At 64.7% G+C, this 20,769-nt stretch carries 22 protein-coding genes; 19 read left to right on the top strand and 3 right to left on the bottom strand.

Annotated elements, in window-relative coordinates; translation table 11 throughout:
• Positions 1-113: 113 nt before the first annotated feature.
• Positions 114-659: a hypothetical protein gene (locus tag ACFOHJ_RS04420; RefSeq protein ID WP_378218921.1), complete on the bottom strand. Its 546-nt coding sequence runs from the start codon at positions 657-659 to the stop codon at positions 114-116.
• Between ACFOHJ_RS04420 and ACFOHJ_RS04415 the strand changes: the two genes are divergently transcribed.
• The 3 genes from ACFOHJ_RS04415 (at position 630) to ACFOHJ_RS04405 (ending at position 1,977) form a co-directional block, all read left to right on the top strand.
• Positions 630-839: a hypervirulence associated TUDOR domain-containing protein gene (locus ACFOHJ_RS04415; protein ID WP_378218919.1), complete on the top strand. Its 210-nt coding sequence runs from the start codon at positions 630-632 to the stop codon at positions 837-839. The two genes, ACFOHJ_RS04420 and ACFOHJ_RS04415, sit on opposite strands and share 30 nt — an antisense overlap.
• Complete coding sequence (locus tag ACFOHJ_RS04410; RefSeq protein ID WP_378218917.1) at positions 839-1,408, top strand: DUF488 domain-containing protein; 570 nt, start codon at positions 839-841, stop codon at positions 1,406-1,408. The genes ACFOHJ_RS04415 and ACFOHJ_RS04410 overlap by 1 nt, the downstream gene beginning before the upstream one ends.
• Before the next feature lie 119 nt (positions 1,409-1,527).
• Positions 1,528-1,977 (top strand): universal stress protein, encoded by a 450-nt coding sequence (locus tag ACFOHJ_RS04405; RefSeq protein WP_378218915.1) that lies wholly within the window; start codon positions 1,528-1,530, stop codon positions 1,975-1,977.
• A 30-nt stretch (positions 1,978-2,007) separates the two neighbouring features.
• Here ACFOHJ_RS04405 and ACFOHJ_RS04400 read toward each other — a convergent pair whose 3' ends face one another.
• On the bottom strand, positions 2,008-2,223 hold the full coding sequence (locus ACFOHJ_RS04400) for a hypothetical protein (RefSeq protein WP_378218913.1): 216 nt from the start codon (positions 2,221-2,223) through the stop codon (positions 2,008-2,010).
• A 356-nt stretch (positions 2,224-2,579) separates the two neighbouring features.
• Between ACFOHJ_RS04400 and ACFOHJ_RS04395 the strand changes: the two genes are divergently transcribed.
• The 13 genes from ACFOHJ_RS04395 (at position 2,580) to ACFOHJ_RS04335 (ending at position 16,851) form a co-directional block, all read left to right on the top strand.
• The gene (locus tag ACFOHJ_RS04395) at positions 2,580-3,764 is read left to right on the top strand and encodes a PfkB family carbohydrate kinase (RefSeq protein WP_378218911.1); all 1,185 of its coding nucleotides are present in this window, start codon (positions 2,580-2,582) and stop codon (positions 3,762-3,764) included.
• Between the two features lie 56 nt (positions 3,765-3,820).
• On the top strand, positions 3,821-4,570 hold the full coding sequence (locus ACFOHJ_RS04390; RefSeq protein WP_378218909.1) for an ATP-binding cassette domain-containing protein: 750 nt from the start codon (positions 3,821-3,823) through the stop codon (positions 4,568-4,570).
• A gap of 101 nt (positions 4,571-4,671) precedes the next feature.
• Positions 4,672-5,658 carry an autoinducer 2 ABC transporter substrate-binding protein gene (locus tag ACFOHJ_RS04385; RefSeq protein ID WP_378218907.1) on the top strand — a complete coding sequence of 329 codons (987 nt, stop codon included), beginning with the start codon at positions 4,672-4,674 and terminating at the stop codon, positions 5,656-5,658.
• Between the two features lie 129 nt (positions 5,659-5,787).
• Entirely contained in the window at positions 5,788-6,759 is a 972-nt protein-coding gene (locus ACFOHJ_RS04380) for an ABC transporter permease (RefSeq protein ID WP_378218905.1), read from the top strand.
• The gene (locus tag ACFOHJ_RS04375; protein WP_378218903.1) at positions 6,756-7,736 is read left to right on the top strand and encodes an ABC transporter permease; all 981 of its coding nucleotides are present in this window, start codon (positions 6,756-6,758) and stop codon (positions 7,734-7,736) included. The genes ACFOHJ_RS04380 and ACFOHJ_RS04375 overlap by 4 nt, the downstream gene beginning before the upstream one ends.
• Positions 7,736-8,695, top strand: a complete 960-nt coding sequence (locus tag ACFOHJ_RS04370; RefSeq protein ID WP_378218901.1) for a carbohydrate kinase family protein — start codon at positions 7,736-7,738, stop codon at positions 8,693-8,695. Before ACFOHJ_RS04375 ends, ACFOHJ_RS04370 begins: the two co-directional genes overlap by 1 nt.
• Complete coding sequence (locus ACFOHJ_RS04365) at positions 8,688-9,674, top strand: hypothetical protein (protein ID WP_378218899.1); 987 nt, start codon at positions 8,688-8,690, stop codon at positions 9,672-9,674. Before ACFOHJ_RS04370 ends, ACFOHJ_RS04365 begins: the two co-directional genes overlap by 8 nt.
• Positions 9,671-10,690 (top strand): SIS domain-containing protein, encoded by a 1,020-nt coding sequence (locus ACFOHJ_RS04360; protein WP_378218897.1) that lies wholly within the window; start codon positions 9,671-9,673, stop codon positions 10,688-10,690. Before ACFOHJ_RS04365 ends, ACFOHJ_RS04360 begins: the two co-directional genes overlap by 4 nt.
• Positions 10,691-11,042: 352 nt before the next feature.
• Positions 11,043-12,131, top strand: coding sequence for a BMP family ABC transporter substrate-binding protein (locus ACFOHJ_RS04355; RefSeq protein WP_378218895.1), 1,089 nt, complete (start codon positions 11,043-11,045; stop codon positions 12,129-12,131).
• Entirely contained in the window at positions 12,121-13,677 is a 1,557-nt protein-coding gene (locus tag ACFOHJ_RS04350; protein WP_378218893.1) for an ABC transporter ATP-binding protein, read from the top strand. The genes ACFOHJ_RS04355 and ACFOHJ_RS04350 overlap by 11 nt, the downstream gene beginning before the upstream one ends.
• Positions 13,661-14,767: an ABC transporter permease gene (locus ACFOHJ_RS04345; protein ID WP_378218891.1), complete on the top strand. Its 1,107-nt coding sequence runs from the start codon at positions 13,661-13,663 to the stop codon at positions 14,765-14,767. Before ACFOHJ_RS04350 ends, ACFOHJ_RS04345 begins: the two co-directional genes overlap by 17 nt.
• Positions 14,764-15,702: an ABC transporter permease gene (locus tag ACFOHJ_RS04340; RefSeq protein WP_378218890.1), complete on the top strand. Its 939-nt coding sequence runs from the start codon at positions 14,764-14,766 to the stop codon at positions 15,700-15,702. The genes ACFOHJ_RS04345 and ACFOHJ_RS04340 overlap by 4 nt, the downstream gene beginning before the upstream one ends.
• A gap of 51 nt (positions 15,703-15,753) precedes the next feature.
• On the top strand, positions 15,754-16,851 hold the full coding sequence (locus tag ACFOHJ_RS04335; protein WP_378218888.1) for an acetamidase/formamidase family protein: 1,098 nt from the start codon (positions 15,754-15,756) through the stop codon (positions 16,849-16,851).
• A gap of 18 nt (positions 16,852-16,869) precedes the next feature.
• Here the strand turns inward: ACFOHJ_RS04335 and ACFOHJ_RS04330 are convergent, their stop codons facing one another.
• Entirely contained in the window at positions 16,870-17,553 is a 684-nt protein-coding gene (locus ACFOHJ_RS04330) for a GntR family transcriptional regulator (RefSeq protein ID WP_378218886.1), read from the bottom strand.
• A gap of 412 nt (positions 17,554-17,965) precedes the next feature.
• On the opposite strand from ACFOHJ_RS04330, the gene ACFOHJ_RS04325 reads away from it, so the two are divergent.
• The 3 genes from ACFOHJ_RS04325 to ACFOHJ_RS04315 all read left to right on the top strand — a co-directional run bounded on the left by ACFOHJ_RS04325 (position 17,966) and on the right by ACFOHJ_RS04315 (position 20,767).
• The gene (locus ACFOHJ_RS04325) at positions 17,966-19,003 is read left to right on the top strand and encodes an ABC transporter substrate-binding protein (RefSeq protein WP_378218884.1); all 1,038 of its coding nucleotides are present in this window, start codon (positions 17,966-17,968) and stop codon (positions 19,001-19,003) included.
• Between the two features lie 97 nt (positions 19,004-19,100).
• On the top strand, positions 19,101-19,952 hold the full coding sequence (locus ACFOHJ_RS04320) for an ABC transporter permease (protein WP_378218882.1): 852 nt from the start codon (positions 19,101-19,103) through the stop codon (positions 19,950-19,952).
• An 8-nt stretch (positions 19,953-19,960) separates the two neighbouring features.
• Positions 19,961-20,767, top strand: coding sequence for an ABC transporter permease (locus tag ACFOHJ_RS04315; protein WP_378218880.1), 807 nt, complete (start codon positions 19,961-19,963; stop codon positions 20,765-20,767).
• Positions 20,768-20,769: the final 2 nt, after the last annotated feature.

Below are 20,769 nucleotides of genomic sequence, written 5' to 3'. Positions count from 1 at the left end.
AAAGAACCATCCGCGCAGCGATCCATCGGTGTCGAACTTCGCCGGAAAATCGTAGCCACGGAACAAATTCCCCCGCCGGGGCGGGGGAATGCCGATCGGTTCGGGGGGAGGCGCTACTGCGGCATCTTCCCGCCGTTCTTCTTGCATTCGGCGCGGAATTTCTCGCGGTCCTTGCCATGCAGGCCCTTGGCGTCGGCGAGCGACGAGCATTGTTTGGAGATCGCAGTCTTTTCCGGCGATACCTTTGCCGCTGGCTTCTTGGTGGTGGTCGTGGCGGTTGTCGTGGCAGGCGTGGTGGTTTTTGCCGCGGTCGTGGATGCCGCGAAGGCTCCGGTTGACAGGAAGCCTGCAACGGCGACGGAAGCAACGAGTGTCACGATCTTCATGGCGTTTCCTTTTTTTTGGAGACCCGGCCATTCCGGACCCTGTCCGAACCATGACACCGGCTCTTTTCCCGAATTTTTCCCGCTTGTTGAATTTTGTTTCTGAATCTTGGCAGGCATCGACGGACCGGCGATCCGGTGGATCAGGCCGGACGGCAATTCTCCAATCGGCGCGGCGCGCCCTATATGGAACCTGTTCCGCCCGCACGGGTTGCCGGAGGGGCGGGGAGGTTCAAGGAGATCGAGATGGCGAAGAAGTTCAAGATAGGCGATCATGTCAGTTGGAATTCGGAGGCCGGCCGGGTAAGCGGGACGATCAAGGCGATCCATACCAGCGATTTCGACTACAAGGGCCACAGGCGGCACGCTTCGGAGGCCGATCCGCAATACGAGATCAAGAGCGACAAGACCGACCATATCGCGGCCCATAAGGGCGGAGCCCTGACGTTGTCCTGATGAGGCTGCCCTTCTACACGATCGGCCACTCGACCCGCTCGCTGGAGGAATTCATCGGCCTGCTGCGGGTCGCGGATGTCGGGCTGGTGGTAGACATAAGGACGGTGCCGAAGTCGCGGACCAATCCGCAATATAACGAGGATACGCTTCCCGGCAGCCTGGCCGTCTTCCAACTCGGCTATGAACGCATTCCCGAACTGGGCGGGCTGCGCGGCAAGTCCCGGTCCGTGCCGACCGACACGAACGGGTTCTGGGACAACCAGAGTTTTCACAATTATGCCGACTATGCGATGTCGGACAGCTTTCGTCTCGGCCTCGGCCGGCTGGTCGCCCTGGGCCGCGAGCGGCCATGCGCGATGATGTGCTCGGAGGCCGTCTGGTGGCGCTGCCACCGGCGTATCGTCGCCGACTATCTTATCGCGCGCGGCGAGGACGTCTTTCATCTGATGGGGCAGGACCGGATCGAGGCGGCCCGCCTGACCGAAGGCGCTCGAATCCTGCCGTCCGGTTTGGTGGAATACCCGCGGCCGAACCCAGAGAAGCCTGCCGCCACTTCGCGCCCCGTATAGCGACGGCTTCCAACGCACCGAAGTGTCGCGATATCCTTCCAACTTGCCCGGCCTGCTTGCCGGTCGGGCTGCGGGTGCCTACCTCATCCCATAGGGAAACCCATAGAAGGAGACGCGCCTTGTACAACCATATCCTGATCACCACCGACGGATCTGACCTTGCCCAGCGGGGCGTCGACCAGGGCCTGTCGCTGGCAAAGGCCCTCGGCAGCAAGGTGACGGTCGTCGTCGCCACCGAGCGGTTTCCCATACAGGGTGCGACGACAAGCTCCGGATGGGTCGGAAGTCCGGTCGACTACGAGCGATATGACGAGGGCCAGAAGCGGTTCGCCGGTGAAATCCTGTCGGCGGTCAAGGCCGAGGCGGGCAAGCTGGGGATCGACGCGAATACGGTTCACGTAGCGAACGCCCACCCCGCGACGGCGATCCTCGAGGCTGCCGCCAGCCATGACTGCGACCTGATCGTGATGGCCTCCCATGGGCGGCGCGGAATAAGCCGCATGCTGATGGGAAGCCAGACCGCCGAGGTATTGGCGCACAGCCATACGCCCGTGCTGGTCGTGCGCTGAGCTGATAATGCCGGCTGGCGTCCAAGGGCGTCAGCCGTGCTTGTCCGCCGTTGTATCGTGGATGGCCTCGAGAACGTCCGCGAACTCGTTTTGGAGGATCGCCTCGTCGCGTTCCTCCGATGCGTGGATGAAGATATCTCCGCGGTCCTTCTCGACCCAGTGCTTGCCGGTGCCGTGGGCACGCAGGTAGTCGCCGATCCGATGGATCGTCGAGTAGCCCAGATTTTTCTTCAGCCTGTATTTCATATGGGTTGCCGCCTCAGCGATTTTGGCGGGGGCGGTTGAAGACGACATCGGCCGGAGCAGGCGGCAGGTCAAGGGCCACCTGCGCCTCGCTGCTGGATCACGGCTTGGGGCCGGAAACGAATGGGATCGCCGTCGCCGGATCGGGCCACACAGGCCCACCGGCTGGATACCGACCGAAACGTTTGATCCGCATGTGATTTTCCGATGCCGACCCCCTTCTTTCGGCATGAAATTGAAATTTCTTCAATTAAATCCGTATCATGCCCGCAAATTTCTTTCCAGCGTGCCAGATATCGACTTGATATCGGCAATTTTAGCCCATAGCATTGAACCGCTTCAATAAGGGAATGGAGTTGATGGCGAGGAAACGACCAACGATCGCGGATGTGGCCGCCGCCGCCGCCGTTTCGGTCGGGACCGTGTCCAATTACCTGAACGGCACCGCAAACGTCCGCAAGGAGACGGCGGATCGCATCGACGCCGCGGTGCGGCGGCTGGCCTACCGCCCGAGCGTTGTCGCGCGCGCGCTTTCCCATGCCAATGGAGCGCAGCCCGAGGACCGGTCGCATTGTGCGCGCCTCGTGGTCGCCGGCTATATCAGCGTCGACTATCTGTGCCGGGTCGAGGTGCTTCCGCACCGCGACGACCGCATCACGGCCCATCACATCGAAAAGGCGCTCGGCGGCCCGGCCGCGAACGTCGCCGTCGCCGCAGCGGGCGTCGGCACCTCGGGCCAGTTCGCGCTCGACGTAGAGCTCGCCACGGCCCTTGGCGACGATCCGGACAGCGACTGGGCGCTGGCCGAGCTTTCGCAAAAGAGCGTGCACGCCCTGCCCATCCGCCGCCCCTACAACAACCGCCTGTCACGCTGCATCGTCTTTATTGAGGAGAACGGCAGCCGCACTATCGTCAACGAGCCCTTCGAATTGTCGGAGGTCGACCTGACCGGCCAGCTCGACGTGAAGCGGGAAGGGCGGCCCTGCTGCATGCATATCGAGGGCTACCATTACGACCGGATGCGCGGCTCCATCGACCGGTTCCATGAGGCGGGCTGGAAGGTCAGCCTCCATTCGGCGGGCCTGCCGGCGTCCTCGCACACGCCGGATGCCTTTCTCGACCTTGTCGGCCGCATCGACCTCACCTTTGCCGGCGATCGGCTGATCCGCGACATCTTCGATATCCGCCTGCCGATGCAGGCGCTGGTCGCCGAAATCAGGACGCAACTTTCGGGCCTTGTCCGCCGCGGTCACCTCGTCATCACGTTCGGCGCCTACGGGGCGGTGGTCTTCCCCGCCGACGGCTCGGCGCCGATCGAGGTTCCGGCGCTGCCGGTCAAGCAGGTCGATGCGACGGGGGCGGGCGACAGTTTCGCCGGCACCTTCCTCGCCTACTGGATGAACGGCGCCACACTGGAATACGCCGCGCGCCACGCCGCCGCCTCGGGCAGCCTTACCACCACGGTGGAGGGCGCACAGGCCCTGATCGCCTCGCATGACGACCTTACCGCCGCGCTCGCCGAGCTGGGGACGCAGGCGGCATGAGGCCCGTTTCGTTCGCGTGAACTTCGCAACAGACACCGGAAAAGAAAGGCCAGCCAATGGTTTTCAAGATGAAGGGGATCGTGAAGCGCTTCGGCGGGCTGACGGCCCTCGACCATGTCGATTTCGAGGTCGCGGCGGGCGAGGTCATGGCGCTGGTCGGCGATAACGGCGCCGGCAAGTCGACGCTGATCAAGACGATGTCGGGCGCGCATCTTCCCGATGAAGGCACGATCGAGATGGAGGGCCGGAAGGTCAATTTCCGCTCGCCCCAGGATGCCTGGAGCAACGGCATCGCCACCATCTACCAGGAACTGGCATTGGCCGGGAAGATGAATGTCGTCGACAACGTCTTCCTCGGCCGGGAAATCAGGAAGCCGCTGCTCGGCATTCCCTTCCTCGATACGTCGGCCATGCGCAAGCGCACGCATGAGTTGCTGCGCCAGCTCGATGTGCATATCCCGAACATCGATTCCTGGGTGGAATCCATGTCCGGTGGCCAGCGCCAGGGCGTGGCCATCGCCCGCGCCCTCAACATGGATGCGCGGCTGATCATCATGGACGAGCCGACCGCGGCCCTTGCCGTGGCGGAGGTCCGAAAAGTGCTCGACTTCATCGTCCGGCTGCGGGCGAGCGGCAAGTCGGTCGTGCTCATCTCGCACAATATTCAGGACGTCTTCGAGGTTTCCGACCGCATCTCGGTCATGCGCCACGGCCGCTGCATCGCGGTGCGCGAGACAAAGAAGACGACCCCACAGGAGATCATCGGCCTCATCACCGGGGCCCATGAAGTACCCGCCGCTGCCTAGGGAGCAATGCCGGAAATCGAACCGGACGGCCCTTGGAAGGCGTGGACGAGTGGGCGATGGGCGCCCGTTCAACGCAAACAGTAGAGTAGACGGAGGAGTAAATGACCAGACTTATGAAGACCTTGACGGCTGGCCTTCTGGCGGCCGTCGCGATTTCGAGCGCCGCCATCGCGCAGGACAAGGTGCGCGTCGCCTTCGTTCCGCAGATCCAGGGCATCCCTTACTACGTGGCCATGGAGAACGGCGGCAAGAAGGCGGCCGAGGCCTTTGGCGTCGACTATATCCAGCAGGGGCCGACCACCACCAACGCCGCCGACCAGCTCCGCATCTTCGAGAGCTTCGTCAATCAGGGCGTCAACGTCGTTGCCGTGTCGCCGGACGACGTGGAAACGCTGAAGCCGGCCATCGCCAAGGCGCGGGCGCAGGGCATCCACGTCATCACCTCGGACGCCGACGCCGCCGGCAGCGAGCGCGAGTTCTATGTGGCGCAGGCCATGGACAAGGACCTCGGCTACACGATCCTCGACGAGATGGTGAAGCGCATCGGCAAGGACGGCAAGGTGGCCATCATCTCCGATGCGCCGACCATCGCCAGCCTCAACGCCTGGATCGCGGCGATCAAGGAACGTGCGGCGAGCGAATATCCCGATCTCAAGATCGGCTCGGTCGACCACACCGACGGCACGGCCTCGCGCGCCTTCCAGTTCGCGACCGACGCCATGACGCGCAACCCCGACCTCGGCGGCATCATCGGCATCGCCTCCACGACCTGCCCCGGTATCGGCCAGGCGGTGGAAGCCGCCGGCAAGCAAGGCCAGATCGTCACCACCGGCTTCTGCTCACCCAACACCATCAAGGACTACATGCTTTCCGGCGCGCTCACCTATTCGGTGCTCTGGAACCCGTCCGACCTCGGCTACCTGACGGTCTGGGCGGGCAAGCAACTGGCCGACGGCAAGGCGTTCGACGCTTCGCCCAAGGTCGAAGGCCTCGATGCCAACGTGCAGTGGCTTGCCGACCAGAAAATCCTGCTTCTCGGCAATCCGATGATCTTCACCAAGGAAAACATCGAGCAGTTCGACTTCTAAGTCGAAAACTCGCAGTACCCTGCGCCCGTCCGGGCGCGGGGTACCCAAGGCAATGACCGGCAAGCCGGTCCTGCCGCCAGGGCTTGCCGAAAAGCCCTCTTGAATCGAGAGCCAGGGAAAATGACAGCCGTGACCGATCCGCGTCCAGCGTTCAGACTTGTATCGCCGACCGCCTCGCGCGAGATCGCGCTGCTTGCCACCATCGTCGTGGTGGGGGCGGCGTTTTCGCTGGCCTCGCCTTATTTCCTGACGGTTTCCAACCTGGTCCAAACCCTGCGGGCAGGGCTGGAACTGGCGATCGTGTCGGGCGGCATGACGCTCGTCATCATCATGGGCGGCATCGACGTCAGCGTCGGCGGCATCCTCGCGGTGTCGGCCATCATCATCGGCAAGGCCTACCAGGCTGGCCTGCCGGCCTTCGCGGTCGCGCCTATCGGCCTTTTCGCCGGCACCGTGCTCGGCGCCTTCAACGGCGTGCTGACGGCCAAGCTCAAGGTGCCGCCCATCGTCGCCACGCTGGGCTCGATGTATGTGTTTTCCGCCATCATGTTCCTGGTCATCGGCGGAGCCTGGATCGCCGGCCTGCCGGGCACGCTTTCGCCGCTGGTCAACGGCACGGTCGGCTTCGTGCCGGCGTCGGCACTCGTCATCCTCGCGGTCTATCTCGCCTGCTGGGTGGTGCTGCGCCGGCTTCCCTTCGGCCGCCACATCTATGCCATTGGCTGCAACGAGCAGTCCGCGCGCCTGGTCGGCATCAATGTCGACCGCACCAAGATCGCGACCTACGCCATCCTCGGTTTCCTGGCGGGGCTGGCCGCTCTGCTCTACGTGGCGCGGATGCGCAACGTGGAAATTAACATCGGCACCAGCATCGCCTTCGAGGCGATCGCCGCGACGATCCTCGGCGGCACCAGCATCCGCGGCGGTGTGGGGAGCCTGCTCGGCACGCTGCTCGGCGTCGTCTTCATCCGCATCATGCAGAACGGGCTGGTGCTCGTGGGCATCTCCTCGCTGTGGGAGACCGTTATCATCGGCGGCCTGCTCGTCATCGTGCTCACGGCCGATGCGCTGGCCAGCCGCAACAATCCGAGGTCGCTATGATCGCTCGCAACAGCCGCTTTTCGACTTCCGATCCGCTGAGGGCTCGCCTTCTCGTCCTCATCGGGCTGTGGATCGTCTCCATCGTAGCGATGAGCCTGCTGTCGCCCTATTTCCTGCAGGCGAGCACCGTGCCCTACCTGCTGCAATATGTGCCGGTGCTGGGCCTGCTCGGGCTCGGCCAGACGCTGGTGGTGCTGGCGGGCGGGCCGGGCATCGACCTGTCGGTCGGCGCGATCGTCTCGCTGGTCAGCGTCATCGTCGGCGCTCTGCTGGCGGTGGGCCTGAACATCTGGCTGGCCTGCGCGGCCGGGCTGGTCGCGGGCGCGCTGTTCGGGCTCGTCAACGGGATCCTGGTGAACTATCTGCGCATTCCCTCGCTGATGGCGACGCTGGCGACGATGTTCGCCTATGGCGGGCTGGCGCTTGCGACCACGGAAGGCCGCCCGTTCTCCAACTTCCCGGCGGGCTTCGCCTGGCTCGGCCTCGGGCAGACCTTCGGCATCCCCAATTCCTTCCTCTTCGTGCTCCTGCCGGTCGCTGTCATCCTGCACGTCATGCTGACGCGCACCGTGATCGGCCGCCACATCATCGCCTGCGGCAATGACGACCGCGCCGCCCATCTGTCGGGGCTCGATGTCGCGCGCATCCGCACCGGGCTCTACGTGCTTTCAGGGGTGCTTTCCGCGATCGGCGCCATCATCGCCATGTCGTGGTTCATGGCCGCGCGGCCGGATGCCGGCAAGGGCATGGAACTGCTGGCGGTGACGATCGCGGTGCTTGGCGGCACCCACATCTTCGGCGGTACCGGCGGCGTTCCCGGCGCCATCGTGGCCATATTGATCGTCACGACGCTGCAGATCGGCCTGCAACTCGCCAACATCTCCGCCGCCTGGCAACTGGGCGTGATCGGCGTTCTGCTGATCGGCTCCGTCTCCAGCCTCGGCGGCATGAAGCTTCGCTGGAGAACCGGCTCCTGATGAGTGACATCGACGTTCTTTGCATCGGCGACCTCGATGTCGACATGTTCATTTCGGTTCCCTCCATCCCCGGCTTCGACCAGAAGGTGGCGGGCCGCAACCATGGGCAGAAACCGGGCGGGATGGCCGCGAATGCAGCTGTCGCCATCGCGCGCTTCGGCCTGAAGAGCCGGTTGATCTCGGCGGTGGGCGATGATTCCGCCGGCACGTTCGCGGTGGCCGAGATCGGGCGCGAGGGCGTCGACCTCGGCTTCCTGTCGCGGCGGGCCGGCATGGAAACCTTCATGTGCGTGGTGCTGATCTCGCCCTCCGGCGAGAAGTCGCTGATCAAGCTGGAGACCGACGCCTACCTCCCCTCCGTCGCCGACCTGCACGAAGGGGCCTTCGCCGGCGTGCGCCACGTCCACCTGACCTACGGTTCGTCCGAACTGTCGATGCAGGCGCTGCGGCGCGCCGCCGCCTCCGGCCTTTCCACGTCGCTCGACCTCGAGCCGCCGGATATCGTGCGCGACCCGACCCGCCTCGCCGAGGTGCTTTCGCTGGTCGATACGCTGTTCCTCAACGGCGAGGCGCTGGACGTGGCGTCCCGCGTGCTGGGCGGGCCGCTCGACGTCACCAGGCTGCGCAAGGGCGGGGAGATGATCGTCACCCTCGGCGCCAGGGGCTGCCGGCGCATCACCGCCGACGGCAGTGCCGACGTGCCGGGCTTTGCGGTCGCTTCCGTCGATACCACCGGCGCCGGCGATTGCTTTGCCGGCTCCTACATCGCCTGCAAGCTCAGCGGTGGCGCGCCTTCCCGATGCCTCGAATTCGCCAATGCGGCGGCAGCCCTTGCCACCCTCGACTATGGCGCGCAGGCCGCCATGCCCGTCCGCTCGCGGGTGGAAGAGTTTCTGGAACGACGCGGGCAGCCGGCTGCCCACGGATATGACGATCCTACTGGAGTGACCTATGCCTGAACGCAGGTTCGACCATGTCGCTGAACTGGAAGCCGCCGGCCTGTCGGGGCCTGACGAAGCCACCCTGCATTATCTGTGGCAGATCGTCGATGAAGGCGTGCTCGGCGCCAGCCGCCATGTCGCGCTCGGCAATCAACTGATCCTGCACCTGATCGAGGCGACGTCCGGTTCCGCGGAAGGGTTGAAGCGCGCCCGCATGGCCGCCGACTTCATCGCTCGCACCCGCGGCCACGACACGCCGGTCATCGGCAACAGCCTCAAGCTGTTGCTGGCCGGCCTCGACGATATTGCACCAGGCGAACAGGCGCAGGCGCTGCGCGACCGGCTACACGAATGGGATATCGCCGCCGCCGAAAGGAAGGAGCGGCTGGTCGCCAGGGCGGTGCGCCATCTCGGCGCCGTTCGCGGCGTCATGGCGTTCGACTATTCGAGCACGGTGTCCGCGATCGTCATCGGGCTGGCCAAGGCCAAGCCCAACCTGGCGATCGTTGTGCCGGAGAGCCGCGCCATTGCCGGCGGGGCACGCTACCTGGAAGAGTTCCTGCCGGCCGGGCTGAAGGTGCGCTTCGTGCCGGACGCCGCCATCGACCAGGCGCTGGAAGCCTGCGATGCCGCGCTGTTCGGTGTCGAGACGCTGCGCGCGGACGGCAGCTTCCTCAACACGATCGGCAGCCGGATGATCGCGCGGCTGGCGCCGCTTTCGGGAGTCGAGATTTTTGGCTGCACCGACCTGCTGAAACTCGACCTGCGAAGCTATGAGGGGCACAGGCCGCCGCCGGCCGTGCGCAGCTACGATACGGTGCTGCTTGAAGGCCTGTCGATCGAAAACCTCCGCAATGTGGATACGCGCGCGCCGGAACTGGAAGTGGTGCCGGCGGCGCTGACCACCGCCATCCTGACCGAATACGGCCCGGTGCCGCCATCCGCGATCTGGGATCTCGGCCGCAAGGCTTTCGGGGTGGAAGGAGCCGGCCGATGAACGCGATGATGAAGCGCGAGATCGAGGCGCAGGCAGAACTGTTGGCGCAGGTGCAGCCGCAGCTTGCCGCGCGCGCCGATGAAATGACGCCGCCCGCGGGCCGCGTCTTTGTCGGCGGCTGCGGCGATTCCGCCTTCGCTCCGCGCGCGCTTTGCGGCGTGTTCGAGGCGCTCGGCCAACCCTTCCAGTCCCGGACCTCGTTGGAACTGGCGTCCTTCACCCGGTTCGAGGCGGGCGACTGCGTCATCCTCTCCTCCATATCCGGAGGCACCAAGCGCACCGTGGAGGCCGCGGAAGTGGCCCGGCGCGCCGGTGCCCGCACCATCGCCATCACCTGCAACGCCGACAGCGCGCTGGCCAGGGCGCCGGGCGAAACGATGCTGCTGCCCTACCAGCCGCTGTCGCGCAAGACGCCGCATACGCTCGACTACACGGTTACCCTTGTGGCGCTGGTCGAACTCGCGCGCCGCTTTTCCGGGCGGCCGGCGGATGCGGTAAAGCCGGTGCTCGACAAGGTTCCGGATGGGCTATCCCTCACCCGCCAGGCAGCCGTCGCGGCTGCCGCAGGTTACAGCCCGGGCACGAAGATCGTCGTCCTGGGGGCCGGTCCCGATCTCGGCAGCGCCGAATACGGCTCCGCCAAATTCCACGAGGCGGGCGGGCTGATCGCCATCGCTGCGGAAACCGAGAACTTCGTGCATGGCATGAACTTCATGCTGGAGCCGCAGGACACGCTGATCGCGCTCGGCGGAACGCCGGCCGGCCTGAAGCGCGCCCGCCAGGTCGTCGGGGCGTTCGAGGGTTGGCTCGCCAACGGCCACGTTTTCGCGGTGGAGGAAAAGCAGGGCGAGGCCTGGCAATCCGCCTTTTCCGCCGTGCTCGACTCGACCTTCTTCCTGCAATGGACCTGCCTTGCCCTTGCCGACCAGTTGGCGTTTCCGCTGGAGGAGCCGCGCGCGGGACGACCCGACGGCTCGACCTACCTTTCGATCCAGCGCCAGTTGATGGCCGATTGAGGACGACCCGCAGCCTTCCATGGATGGCTGCCTGATCGTTGACTATCGCGCTGCTGCCATGCGGCGGCGAATCCGTGCGTCTTGCCGCAGCGGAGAGAAGTACCGACCTGCCTCCGCTATTCGACCGAGGCCGCCTCGGCGGCCTACCTGCTGACCCCTTCCACCGGTCATGAGGCCCGCAACCGGCGAACATATCGGATCGTCTGGCGCTACCGACCGGCGCCCCCAGTCGCCGGTTCGTGCGCGCACAAACCGCTTGCGTCCCTGAGTAAGCTCTGCGATATTGAATACATTTACTAAGCGTTAGTCTACAATAGCGCAGTGAATTGCATTCAATGACAGGGAGGAGACGTTGCTCGAGAATTTCACGCGAAAACTCGCCGTCGTGGCATTGTCGCTTGGCCTTGGGGCCATGGCAGGCATGGCGCAGGCGGACGAACCACTGAAGGTCGGCTTTGTCTATATCGGTCCGGTCGGCGACGCCGGATGGACCTATTCGCACGACCTGGGACGCAAGGCGCTGGAGGAAGCGCTGGGCAGCGCTGTCGAGACGGTGGCTGTCGAGAACGTGCCGGAAGGCCCGGAAAGCCAGCGGGTCTTCGAGGATCTCGCCCGCCGGGGCAACAAGCTCATTTTCGGAACCAGCTTCGGCTACATGGACCAGATGGTGGCCGCTGCCGAGCGCTACCCCGATGTCAAGTTCATGAACGCCACCGGGTTCAAGACGGCTCCGAACCTCGGCACCTACATGATCATGGCCGACGAGGCCCGCTACCTGGAAGGCATGGTGGCGGCTTCCGCCAGCCAGAGCGGCAAGATCGGTTTCGTGGCCGCTTTCCCGATCCCCGAAGTGCTTCGCCACATCAACAGCTTCACGCTGGGCGCGCGCTCAATCCGCCCGGACGCGACGGTGCGCGTCGTGTGGACGTCCACTTGGTATGATCCCAATGTGGAGCGCCAGGCGGCCGAAAGCCTGGTGGCGGCCGGCGTCGACGTGCTGGCGCAATATCAGGACACGCCCTCGACCGGGCAGGTCGCCCAGGAAGCCGGCATAAAGTGGACCGGGTTCAACGCCGACATGTCGAAATTCGCGCCGAAGGCCTGGCTGACCGGAACGGTCTGGAACTGGGGTCCCATCTATATCGATACCGCCAAGGCGGTGATCGACGGAAGCTGGAAGCCGGATCCCGTCTATGGTCACATGAAGGACGGGACCACGGAGCTTGCTCCCTATGGCGAGGAAGTGTCCGCCGAAACCCGCGAGAAGGTCGAGGCCAAGCGCAAGGAGATCGAAAGCGGTGCCTTCGCGCCGTTCACCGGCCCGCTCAAGGACCAGGACGGCAAGGAAGTCCTGGCAAGCGGGCAGGTGGCGACGCTCAAGGAACTGCTGGAGATGAACTATTTCGTCGACGGTGTCCTCGGCTCCGCCCATGGCAAGTAGGCCCGCCAACGGCGAGCGGGGCAGGGCCGGCGCGTCCGGCGCCCTGCTTGCCGAAGCCCGCAACGTCTCCAAGGCCTTTACGGGCGTGCTGGCCAACGATCGCGTCGATTTCGAGCTGAGAGCCGGCGAAATCCACGCGCTTCTCGGCGAAAACGGGGCCGGCAAGAGTACGCTGGCCTCGATCCTTACCGGTCTCTACAGCGCCGACAGCGGCGAGATACGGGTGGCCGGCCAGCCCGTCTCCTTCCGCAGTCCGCGGGATGCGCTGGCCCGGGGTGTCGGGATCATCCACCAGCATTTCCATCTGGTGGACCGTTTCACCGTCGCCGAGAACATCGTTCTCGGCGATACCAGGCAGGGGTTCTTCATGTCTCCTGCCGGTATCAGGCGGGCGGTGGCCGATCTCGGCGACCGCTACGGCCTCGAAATCGCTCCGGACGCCACCGTCGCCGAGCTTTCGCTCGGCGAACGCCAGCGCGTGGAGATCGTCAAGATGCTGGTGCGGGAGGTCGATGTCCTGTTTCTCGACGAGCCGACGGCCGTGCTGGCGCCGGGCGAAGTCGAGGCGCTGTTTGCCACCCTGCGCAGGATGGCCGATGACGGCAAGGCCATCGCGCTCGTCACGCACAAGCTCAACGAAGTCTTTTCCATCTGCGATCGCGCCACCGTCATGCGCGGGGGCAAGGTGGTCGCAGCCGCCGCGATCGAGGATTTCACGCCGGAAACCATTGCCCGCGCCATGGTCGGCCGCGACGTCGACCTGAAGCCCCGGCCTTCGACCCGGGCGCCGGGAGCCGTGGTCCTTGCGGCCAGCGGTCTCGGCATGGAGGCTGGGCATCATTGCGGGCTGCACGGCATCGACCTGGAAATCCGCGCCGGCGAGATCGTCGGGATCGCCGGCGTCGCGGGCAACGGCCAGTTGCAACTGGCGGAAGTCCTGGCCGGGCTGCAACGACCGGACGCCGGCAAGGTGACGGTCAACGGCACCGACGTCACCGGCAAGGGACCGCATGCCGCGCGCAAAGCCGGTCTGGCCTACGTGCCGGAGGACCGGCTGGGGACGGGGCTGGCTTCCGGCCTTTCGATCGCCGACAATCTCATGCTGACGAGTGACACGGGCTTCCTTTTCGACCGTAGCGGCTCGCGGAAAAAGGCGGCGGCCGCCATCGGCGAATACAGGGTCAAGGCATCGGGCCCGGAGGAGGTCGTGCGGCGCCTCTCGGGTGGCAACGTCCAGAAAATCCTGCTCGCGCGCGAACTCGGCAGCCAGGCAAGCGTCTTCGTCGTGGCTTCGCCCGCGCGTGGTCTCGACGTGGCGGGCATCGAATTCGTGCGTAACCTTTTGCAGGACTATCGCGACCGGGGCGCCGCGATCCTGCTCATTTCGGAAGACCTCGACGAGGTGCGGCTCTTGAGCGACCGCATCGTGGTGATGCATGCGGGCCATATCACCCACCAATGCGCCGCCGTCGACTACGACGAAGCCGCGATCGGGCTGGCGATTTCGGGCTACAGCGGTGGAGGGCGCTTTGCTGACACTCGATAGGCGCCTTCACACCGGGCCGTTCCTCTATGTTGCCGTGCCGCTGTGCTCCGTCGTGCTTGCGCTTCTGGTCGGTGCCGTTTTCCTGGCGGTGAACGGGTTCGATCCGCTGGTGATCTACCGGGAGATGCTGACGGCATCCTTCGCTACCCGTTACGGGATCGAGGATACGATCGTTTCGGCGACGCCGATCCTGCTCACCGGGCTCGCCGCGGCGATTACCTTCAGATTCAAGCTCTACAATATCGGCGCCGAGGGTCAGCTTGTCGTCGGCGGCATTTGCGCGGCCACCGCGGCGCTGATGATCGGCGATACGCTGAGCGGGCCGCCGGCGGTGCTGCTCGTGCTCGTTGCCGGCATGCTGGGAGGCGCCGCCTGGATGGTGGTTCCCGCTCTGGCGCGAATCCGGCTGGGTACCAGCGAGATCATCACCACGCTCTTGCTGAACTATGTCGCGGTGCTTTTCGCGCGGCTGCTGATCTTCGGTTCGAACACCCCGCTGCGCGATCCGACCTCGACCAACTTTCCGCAAGGCACCCGCATCCCCAGCGGCACCTTCCTGATGGAGTTCGGCACCTCACGCATCCATCTGGGCTTCGTTATCGGCTGTGCCGTGGCGGTGCTCGTCTTCTTCCTGCTGCGCGACACCCGCCTGGGCTTTCGTGCCCGCGTGGTGGGCGATTCACCGGGGGCGGCCCGCTATGCCGGGATCAACGCCCCGGCGACGGCCCTTGCGCTGCTTTTGATCTCCGGAGCCCTGGCCGGCCTGGCCGGAGCCTCGGAAGTCGCAGGCCGCGCTCACCGGCTCGACCCCAATGGGCTCGCCGTGGGCTTCGGCTATACCGGCATCATCGTTGCCGCGCTGGCGCTCTATAACCCGCTTGCGGTGGTCCCGGTGGCCATTTTGCTCGGCGGACTGGCCAATGCGGGCGAAACCCTCCAATCGGTGTCGGGGCTGTCGGTGCCGAGTTCGATATCCGTCGTGTTGCAGGGCGCCATCCTGATCTTCCTTCTGGCGGCGGAAATCTTTCTTCATTACCGCATCAGGCGGGTCCACCGGTTGCCCGCCGGGTCGGCGGAGGGCTCGCCATGAACGCGATGGTGCTGACCATGGCCGCGGCGGCGGCCGTGGCGTCCGGAACGCCGCTCGTCCTTGCGGCGCTGGGCGGACTTCTGGGAGAGCGCTCCGGCGTCGTCAACATCGGCATCGAGGGCATGATGCTGATCGGCGCGGTGGCCGCCTTCCTGACCGCCCGGGCAACGGAAAGCATTCCGCTGGCGCTGCTTGCGGGCCTGCTCGCCGGCGCCGCCCTTGCCCTGGTGCATTCCTTTCTGTCGGTGACGATGCGCGCCAACCAGATCGTCGCCGGCCTCGCCATCGTCATCTTCGGAAGCGGGATCGCCACGTTCTTCGGCAAGTCGGTCGAAGGCCAGGCCATTGCAGCGCGGATATCTCCCTATAAGGTGCCCGGGCTGGCGGACATTCCGGTGGTCGGGAGAATCCTGTTCCAGCAGGATGCGATGGTCTATGCGAGCTGGATCCTGGTGGCGCTGGTCGCGGTCTATTTCCGCTACACCCGAGCCGGGCTGGCGATGCGTTCGGTGGGCGAAAGCCCGGCGACGGCGGACGTCATGGGCATCCGGGTCGCCGCCGTCCAGTATTGCCACACCGTGGCGGGCGGCGCGCTGATCGGCCTCGCCGGCGCCTATCTGGTGCTCGCCCGCGTTCCCAACTGGTCGCAGACGGGAACGACGAGCGGGCTCGGCTGGATTGCGGTGGCACTCGTGGTGTTCTCCTCGTGGCAGCCGCTGCGTCTCGTAGCGGGCGCTTACCTGTTCGGGTTGGCGCTGCGGGCCAACTTCACGCTCCAGGCGGCCGGGATTGGCTCGGTCCCGGCGGAAGTGCTGTCCATGCTTCCCTATCTGCTGACGATCGCGGTACTGATCCTGCTGTCCTTCTTCGACCGGCAGAACCGCCGCGGAGCGCCGGCCGCCCTGGGCAAGCCCTATTTCAGGAACGAACGCTGATCCGGTACGGGACCCTAACTGGACGGCGATGACGCAAGGCGGGAGGCGAGCGTGGCAACAGTCGAAGTCAGAATTCATCCGACCGCACCGCTTTCTGGGGATAGCGGCGTCGGTCACAACCGCTGGCATCCCGACATTCGGCCGGTAGCGCGCTGCCGTCCAGGCGACACGCTCATCATCGACACCCGCGATGCGCTCGACGGGCAGGTGACGCCTGAAACCACTGTCGAAGACCTCGCGCGCGTCGAGGAGGGGGTGATCCACCCGATGACCGGGCCGATCTACATCGAAGGGGCCGAACCCGGCGACGTGCTGGAGGTGCATATCGTCGACATCGAGCCGGCCCCCTTCGGCTACACCACACAGTCGCCTGGCTTCGGCTTCCTACGGGACCAGTTTCCGGATGCCTTTCTTGTCAAATGGCGGTTGCAGGATGGGTTCGCGACCAGCGAGCAACTGCCCGGCATCCGGCTTCCGGCCGACCCGTTCATGGGCATCGTCGGCGTAGCACCCGACCAGGCACTGCTGGAGCGCGCCCATGCCCGCGAAACCGCCGCACTGGAGCGGGGCGAGTTCGTCTTTCCGCCGACCGGCGTCGATGGCGCCATCCCTGCCGCGCTCGGGCAGAAGGCGCTGAGAACCGGCCCGCCGCGCGAAAACGGCGGCAACATCGACATCCGGCACACGGGGATAGGTTCGCGGCTGTTCTTTCCAGTCAGGGTGGAAGGCGCCCTCTTTTCGACCGGCGACGCGCATTTCGCGCAAGGGGACGGCGAGGTCTGCGGGCAGGGCATCGAGATGCGGGCGACGCTGACGGCGCGCTTCCGGCTGCACAAGAAAGGCGACCTGACCTACCGCCCCGACCAGTTCTATTTCATCCACCGGGAGCGGGCGAGGCCCGCCGAGCGCGAGTATTTCGCGACTGTCGGCCTTTCGCTTGACGACGAAGGCAACAACGTTTCGGAAAGCATCGACCTTGCCGCCCGCAGGGCCTTGCTTGAGATGATCGCCTACCTGCAATCGCGGGGCTACGACCGCCAGCAGGCCTATGCCATCTGCAGCGCGGCGGTAGACCTGCGCGTCAGCGAGGTGGTCGATATTCCGAACGTGATCGTCTCGGCTTTTGTGCCTCTGGATATTTTCGTTTGATCCCAAGCCGAAAGCGGGTCAGGCCTCGCCGCTCTGTGCCTTGAGGGCGAGGACGACGTCGGCGGCGGAACCGGCCAGCAGGTCGACATGCTCGCGCATCAGCCGGTGGGCCTTCTCCTCGTCGCCGGCCTCGATGGCGGCGACGATGCCGGCATGCTCCTGCACGGATTTGTGCATCAGCCGCGGCCCGGTGATGTGGCGGCGGTAGACGTTGACCCGGTTGCGCAGCTTGCGCGCCTCCTGGTGCAGGAACTCGTTCTTCGAGCCGAGGAAGATCGCCTCGTGCAGCAGGTTGTTGGCGGCGAAGAAGCCCTCGTAGTCGCGGCCCTCGGCCAGCGCCGTGCATTCCTCGTGGCGGCGGCGCATGACCTCGATCTCCTCCGCCGACATGCGCCGGGCGCTGAGGCGGGCCGAAAGCCCCTCGAACTCCGCCATCACCTGGAACATCTCGATCAGTTCGGTGGTCGTCAGCCGCCGCACCGCCGCGCCCTGGTTCTTGCGGATCTCGACCAGGCCGCTGGAGGCCAGGTGGCGCAGCGCCTCGCGCACCGGCGTACGCGAGACCTCGAAGCGGCGGGCCAGCGACTGCTCGTCCAGCCGGTCGCCGGGCTTGAGCTTGCTGTCGAGGATGTCGCCTTCAAGAATGCGGATCAGGCTGTCGGACGAGAGCCTGGTTTCCTTTTCTTCCGCGATGGCTTCCACGACGACACTCCGGTTTTCACGGGCGGGACTTTGAAAGCTTCGATCAACCATCGGCTTGCCGCCGATGTGGCCGTCCGAGCTTCGGGCACGCCCCGTTCTACTGCTTCACGGTGATGACGAGATAGACGCTCTCTTCCTCACCCTCGTTGATCGTATAGTGCGGGTCGCGCGGCTCGAAAAGCACCGCCTGCCCCCCGGACAGCTTAAGTCGTTCCTCAATCGTGCGCAGTTCGGACTGCTAGCCCCTTGACACCTCGCAAAATGGCGGTGGGTTCCGCGGAGGGTGGGCCGTCAATCGCATGCATGATAACTTTATTTGTATATCTAGTCGAATAGATTGGATACATAACATTGACAAATGCATCCATTTTTCCTATGCGAAACTTATTGTATGAAAAGGGAGGGAAGTCCGATGTCCAGATGGTTGTATGCCGTTGCCGGCTCGCTTTGCGGTTTGCTGATAGGCGCCTCGCCGGGTCAGGCGGCGGAGAAGCTGATCGTCAGTTCCTGGGGAGGAGACTGGCGCGACATGATCGCGGAAACGATTGGAAAGAAGTTCACCGAAACGACCGGCGCCGAGGTCGAGTTCATAACCGGCGGAACCATCGACCGCCTCAACCAGGCGCAACTTGCCGCCGGTAGCCCGGAAAGCGACATTACCTTCACCACCGCACATGTCGGCTGGCTCTACAAGACCGGCGGACTGTACGAGCCCCTTGATCTTTCACGCATTCCCAATGCGGCCCACATCTTTCCAGAAGGCAAGATCAGCGATTCCCATCTGGGCGTGTGGTCCTATGTCTACCCGATCGTCTATCGCAAGGATCTGCTGCCGGCCGACGTGAAGTTCGAGAGCTGGGAAGATCTCTGGAAGCCGGAATATGCCGGCATGGTCGGCTTGCAGGATTTCGATCCGTCCGAGATCATTACCGTTGCCGCCAAACTGTCCGGCGGAGACGCCTCCGACTGGGAAGTGGGCAAGCAGAAGCTGCTCGACCTCAAGCCCAACGTGAAGGCCTACTATTCCAGCGATGCCGCCAGCGAGCAGCTGATCTCGACGGGGGAGACCCCGATCCAGGTCATGCTGTCGATGATGGCGCTGCACCAGATGTCGCAAGGGGTGCCGCTGGCCGTCCAGATTCCCAAGGAAGGCGCCGTAATGGGCATCGACACGGTGGCGATCATGAAGGGCACCAAGAATCTCGAGCTCGCCTATGCCTTCGTGAACGCTGCGCTTGACCCGGCGGTCCAGGCGGAGATCGTGCGCCGCAAGAAGGGCGGCCCGATGGTTTCCGGCGTCGAGGTCGAACCGGAGATCGCCAACCTGCCGGGCGTGTTCATGACGGCCGAGGAATGGAAGAACGGCGCGATCGTCATCGATCCCAAGCTGCGTTCAGAGAAGCTTTCCGAATGGCGGACCTGGTTCTCGGAAAACATGATGGCGCAATAGGCCCTCGTGAAAACGGCCCGGCTACCGGCCGGGCCGTACCGCGGATCTCCTGCCGCTCTCCGGACGACGTCGCAAAGGCTCACCGATTCCGATGGTCATGACCAAGCGTCCCTTTTTTATCTGGTTCGTCACGCCGGCGGTTGTCCTGGCGCTGTTTTATATGTTCGGGCTGGCTTCCGTGCTGGAGCTGAGCTTCCGGAAGTTCATTCCCGGAAGCCTTGAAGTCGGCGAGTGGACGTTCTCGAACCTGGAATATGTGGTCCGTCCGCTGTTCCGCACCGTCTTTACCGACACGGCCTTGATCTGCCTGCTGACGGCCGCCTTCACGCTGCTTGTCGGCTATCCGATCGCGTACGCCCTGGTGCGCACGAAAAGTTCCGCCCTGAGGGCGGCCATTCTCATCATTGCGGTCACGCCCTTATTCACCGGTGAGATCACCCGAACCTATTCCTGGCTGGTCGTTATGGGGAACGCCGGCTTTATTAATGCCGTGCTGATGGGCCTGGGGCTCGTCTCCAAGCCGGTCCAGTTGATGTTCACGAAATTCGCAGTGGTGGTCGTGTTGGTCCATTTCACGCTGCCGATCATGATCATCATCCTGGCTACCGCCCTCAGCCAGATCGACCCGGCCTATGAAAAGGCCGCCCAGAGCCTCGGGGCGGGACCGGTGCGCTCCTTTGCTACCGTTACCTTGCCGCTGTCGGGGCCGGGGCTGATCGCCGGCATCACCACCTGTTTCGCCTGGTCCTTCAGCGCCTTTGCGACGCCGCAACTGATCGGCGGCGGCCAGGTGAACATGATCGGCAATCTTGTCTACCAGGTCGGAATCGCCTCGTTCAACTTTCCCGTGGCGGCGGTTCTCAGCCTGGCCGGCGTGCTGTTCACCATGGTCCTCGTCGGGCTGATGCGGCTGGCGCTCAGTCCGCTCGAACGAATTCCGACGCGTTGAGGCAGGTCATGATGACAAAGCTCGCAAGCTTCGCCGGCAGGGTCGTGGTGGTGCTGCTTCTGGGGTTCATCCTCCTGCCCGCGCTGGTGGTTGCGGTGGTTTCCTTCAACCAGGCTTCGCTGATCTCCTTTCCGCCGCAGGAACTGTCGCTGCGCTGGTTCGTGCGTGCGTTGACCTACCGAGATTTCCAGAAGGGATTCTACAATAGCCTTATCGTCATGTGCGCCACGGCGGTGGTGTCTGTGGTGGTCGGCGGCACTTTCGCCTACGTGATCGACAGGTACACATTCGCCGGCAAGAAGCTGCTCGAGGCGGTCCTGTCGTCGTCGCTGGTCATCCCCTATTTCACCATCGGCATCGGTTTCCTCATCTTCACCAGCCAGATCGGCCTTCACCGTACCTATGCTGTCATCGTGCTCACGCATGTGGTGCTGGTGCTGCCTTTCGTCCTGCGCAGCGTCTATGTTTCGCTGCGAGGCCTCGACCAGAGGCTCGAACTGGCCGCGGCAGGCCTCGGCGCATCGCCCTGGCAGGTGCTGGTCACGATAACCCTGCCGCTGATGACGCCGGGCTTGTTTGCCGGCGTCCTGTTCTCCGCGATCCTTTCCTTCAACGAGTTCACGGCATCGATCTTCATTACCGCGCAGGGCACGCAGACGCTTCCGGTGGCCATGTACAACTACGTCCGCGAATATGCCGATCCCAGCATGGCCGCCTTGTCGGTGATCTTCTTCGTCCTCACCACGGTGCTACTCGTCCTGATGAACATGTCGCTCGGGCTCGGAAAGGTCCTTGCGATTGTCGAGCGGGAATAGGC

Source organism: Aquamicrobium soli, from assembly GCF_042646345.1.
Lineage (GTDB): Bacteria > Pseudomonadota > Alphaproteobacteria > Rhizobiales > Rhizobiaceae > Mesorhizobium > Mesorhizobium soli_A.
This window is presented reverse-complemented; position numbering and strand designations above follow the sequence as displayed.

What these genes read in the sequence shown, in the direction of transcription:
- ACFOHJ_RS04320 (WP_378218882.1), top strand. Translation starts at nt 19,101, where the DNA reads ATGACCAAGCGTCCCTTTTTTATCTGGTTCGTCACGCCGGCGGTTGTC.
- ACFOHJ_RS04385 (WP_378218907.1), top strand. Translation starts at nt 4,672, where the DNA reads ATGACCAGACTTATGAAGACCTTGACGGCTGGCCTTCTGGCGGCCGTC.
- ACFOHJ_RS04360 (WP_378218897.1), top strand. Translation starts at nt 9,671, where the DNA reads ATGAACGCGATGATGAAGCGCGAGATCGAGGCGCAGGCAGAACTGTTG.
- ACFOHJ_RS04315 (WP_378218880.1), top strand. Translation starts at nt 19,961, where the DNA reads ATGATGACAAAGCTCGCAAGCTTCGCCGGCAGGGTCGTGGTGGTGCTG.
- ACFOHJ_RS04350 (WP_378218893.1), top strand. Translation starts at nt 12,121, where the DNA reads ATGGCAAGTAGGCCCGCCAACGGCGAGCGGGGCAGGGCCGGCGCGTCC.
- ACFOHJ_RS04375 (WP_378218903.1), top strand. Translation starts at nt 6,756, where the DNA reads ATGATCGCTCGCAACAGCCGCTTTTCGACTTCCGATCCGCTGAGGGCT.
- ACFOHJ_RS04370 (WP_378218901.1), top strand. Translation starts at nt 7,736, where the DNA reads ATGAGTGACATCGACGTTCTTTGCATCGGCGACCTCGATGTCGACATG.
- ACFOHJ_RS04420 (WP_378218921.1), bottom strand. Translation starts at nt 659, where the DNA reads ATGATCGCCTATCTTGAACTTCTTCGCCATCTCGATCTCCTTGAACCT.
- ACFOHJ_RS04365 (WP_378218899.1), top strand. Translation starts at nt 8,688, where the DNA reads ATGCCTGAACGCAGGTTCGACCATGTCGCTGAACTGGAAGCCGCCGGC.
- ACFOHJ_RS04395 (WP_378218911.1), top strand. Translation starts at nt 2,580, where the DNA reads ATGGCGAGGAAACGACCAACGATCGCGGATGTGGCCGCCGCCGCCGCC.
- ACFOHJ_RS04400 (WP_378218913.1), bottom strand. Translation starts at nt 2,223, where the DNA reads ATGAAATACAGGCTGAAGAAAAATCTGGGCTACTCGACGATCCATCGG.
- ACFOHJ_RS04410 (WP_378218917.1), top strand. Translation starts at nt 839, where the DNA reads ATGAGGCTGCCCTTCTACACGATCGGCCACTCGACCCGCTCGCTGGAG.
- ACFOHJ_RS04325 (WP_378218884.1), top strand. Translation starts at nt 17,966, where the DNA reads ATGTCCAGATGGTTGTATGCCGTTGCCGGCTCGCTTTGCGGTTTGCTG.
- ACFOHJ_RS04390 (WP_378218909.1), top strand. Translation starts at nt 3,821, where the DNA reads ATGGTTTTCAAGATGAAGGGGATCGTGAAGCGCTTCGGCGGGCTGACG.
- ACFOHJ_RS04415 (WP_378218919.1), top strand. Translation starts at nt 630, where the DNA reads ATGGCGAAGAAGTTCAAGATAGGCGATCATGTCAGTTGGAATTCGGAG.
- ACFOHJ_RS04340 (WP_378218890.1), top strand. Translation starts at nt 14,764, where the DNA reads ATGAACGCGATGGTGCTGACCATGGCCGCGGCGGCGGCCGTGGCGTCC.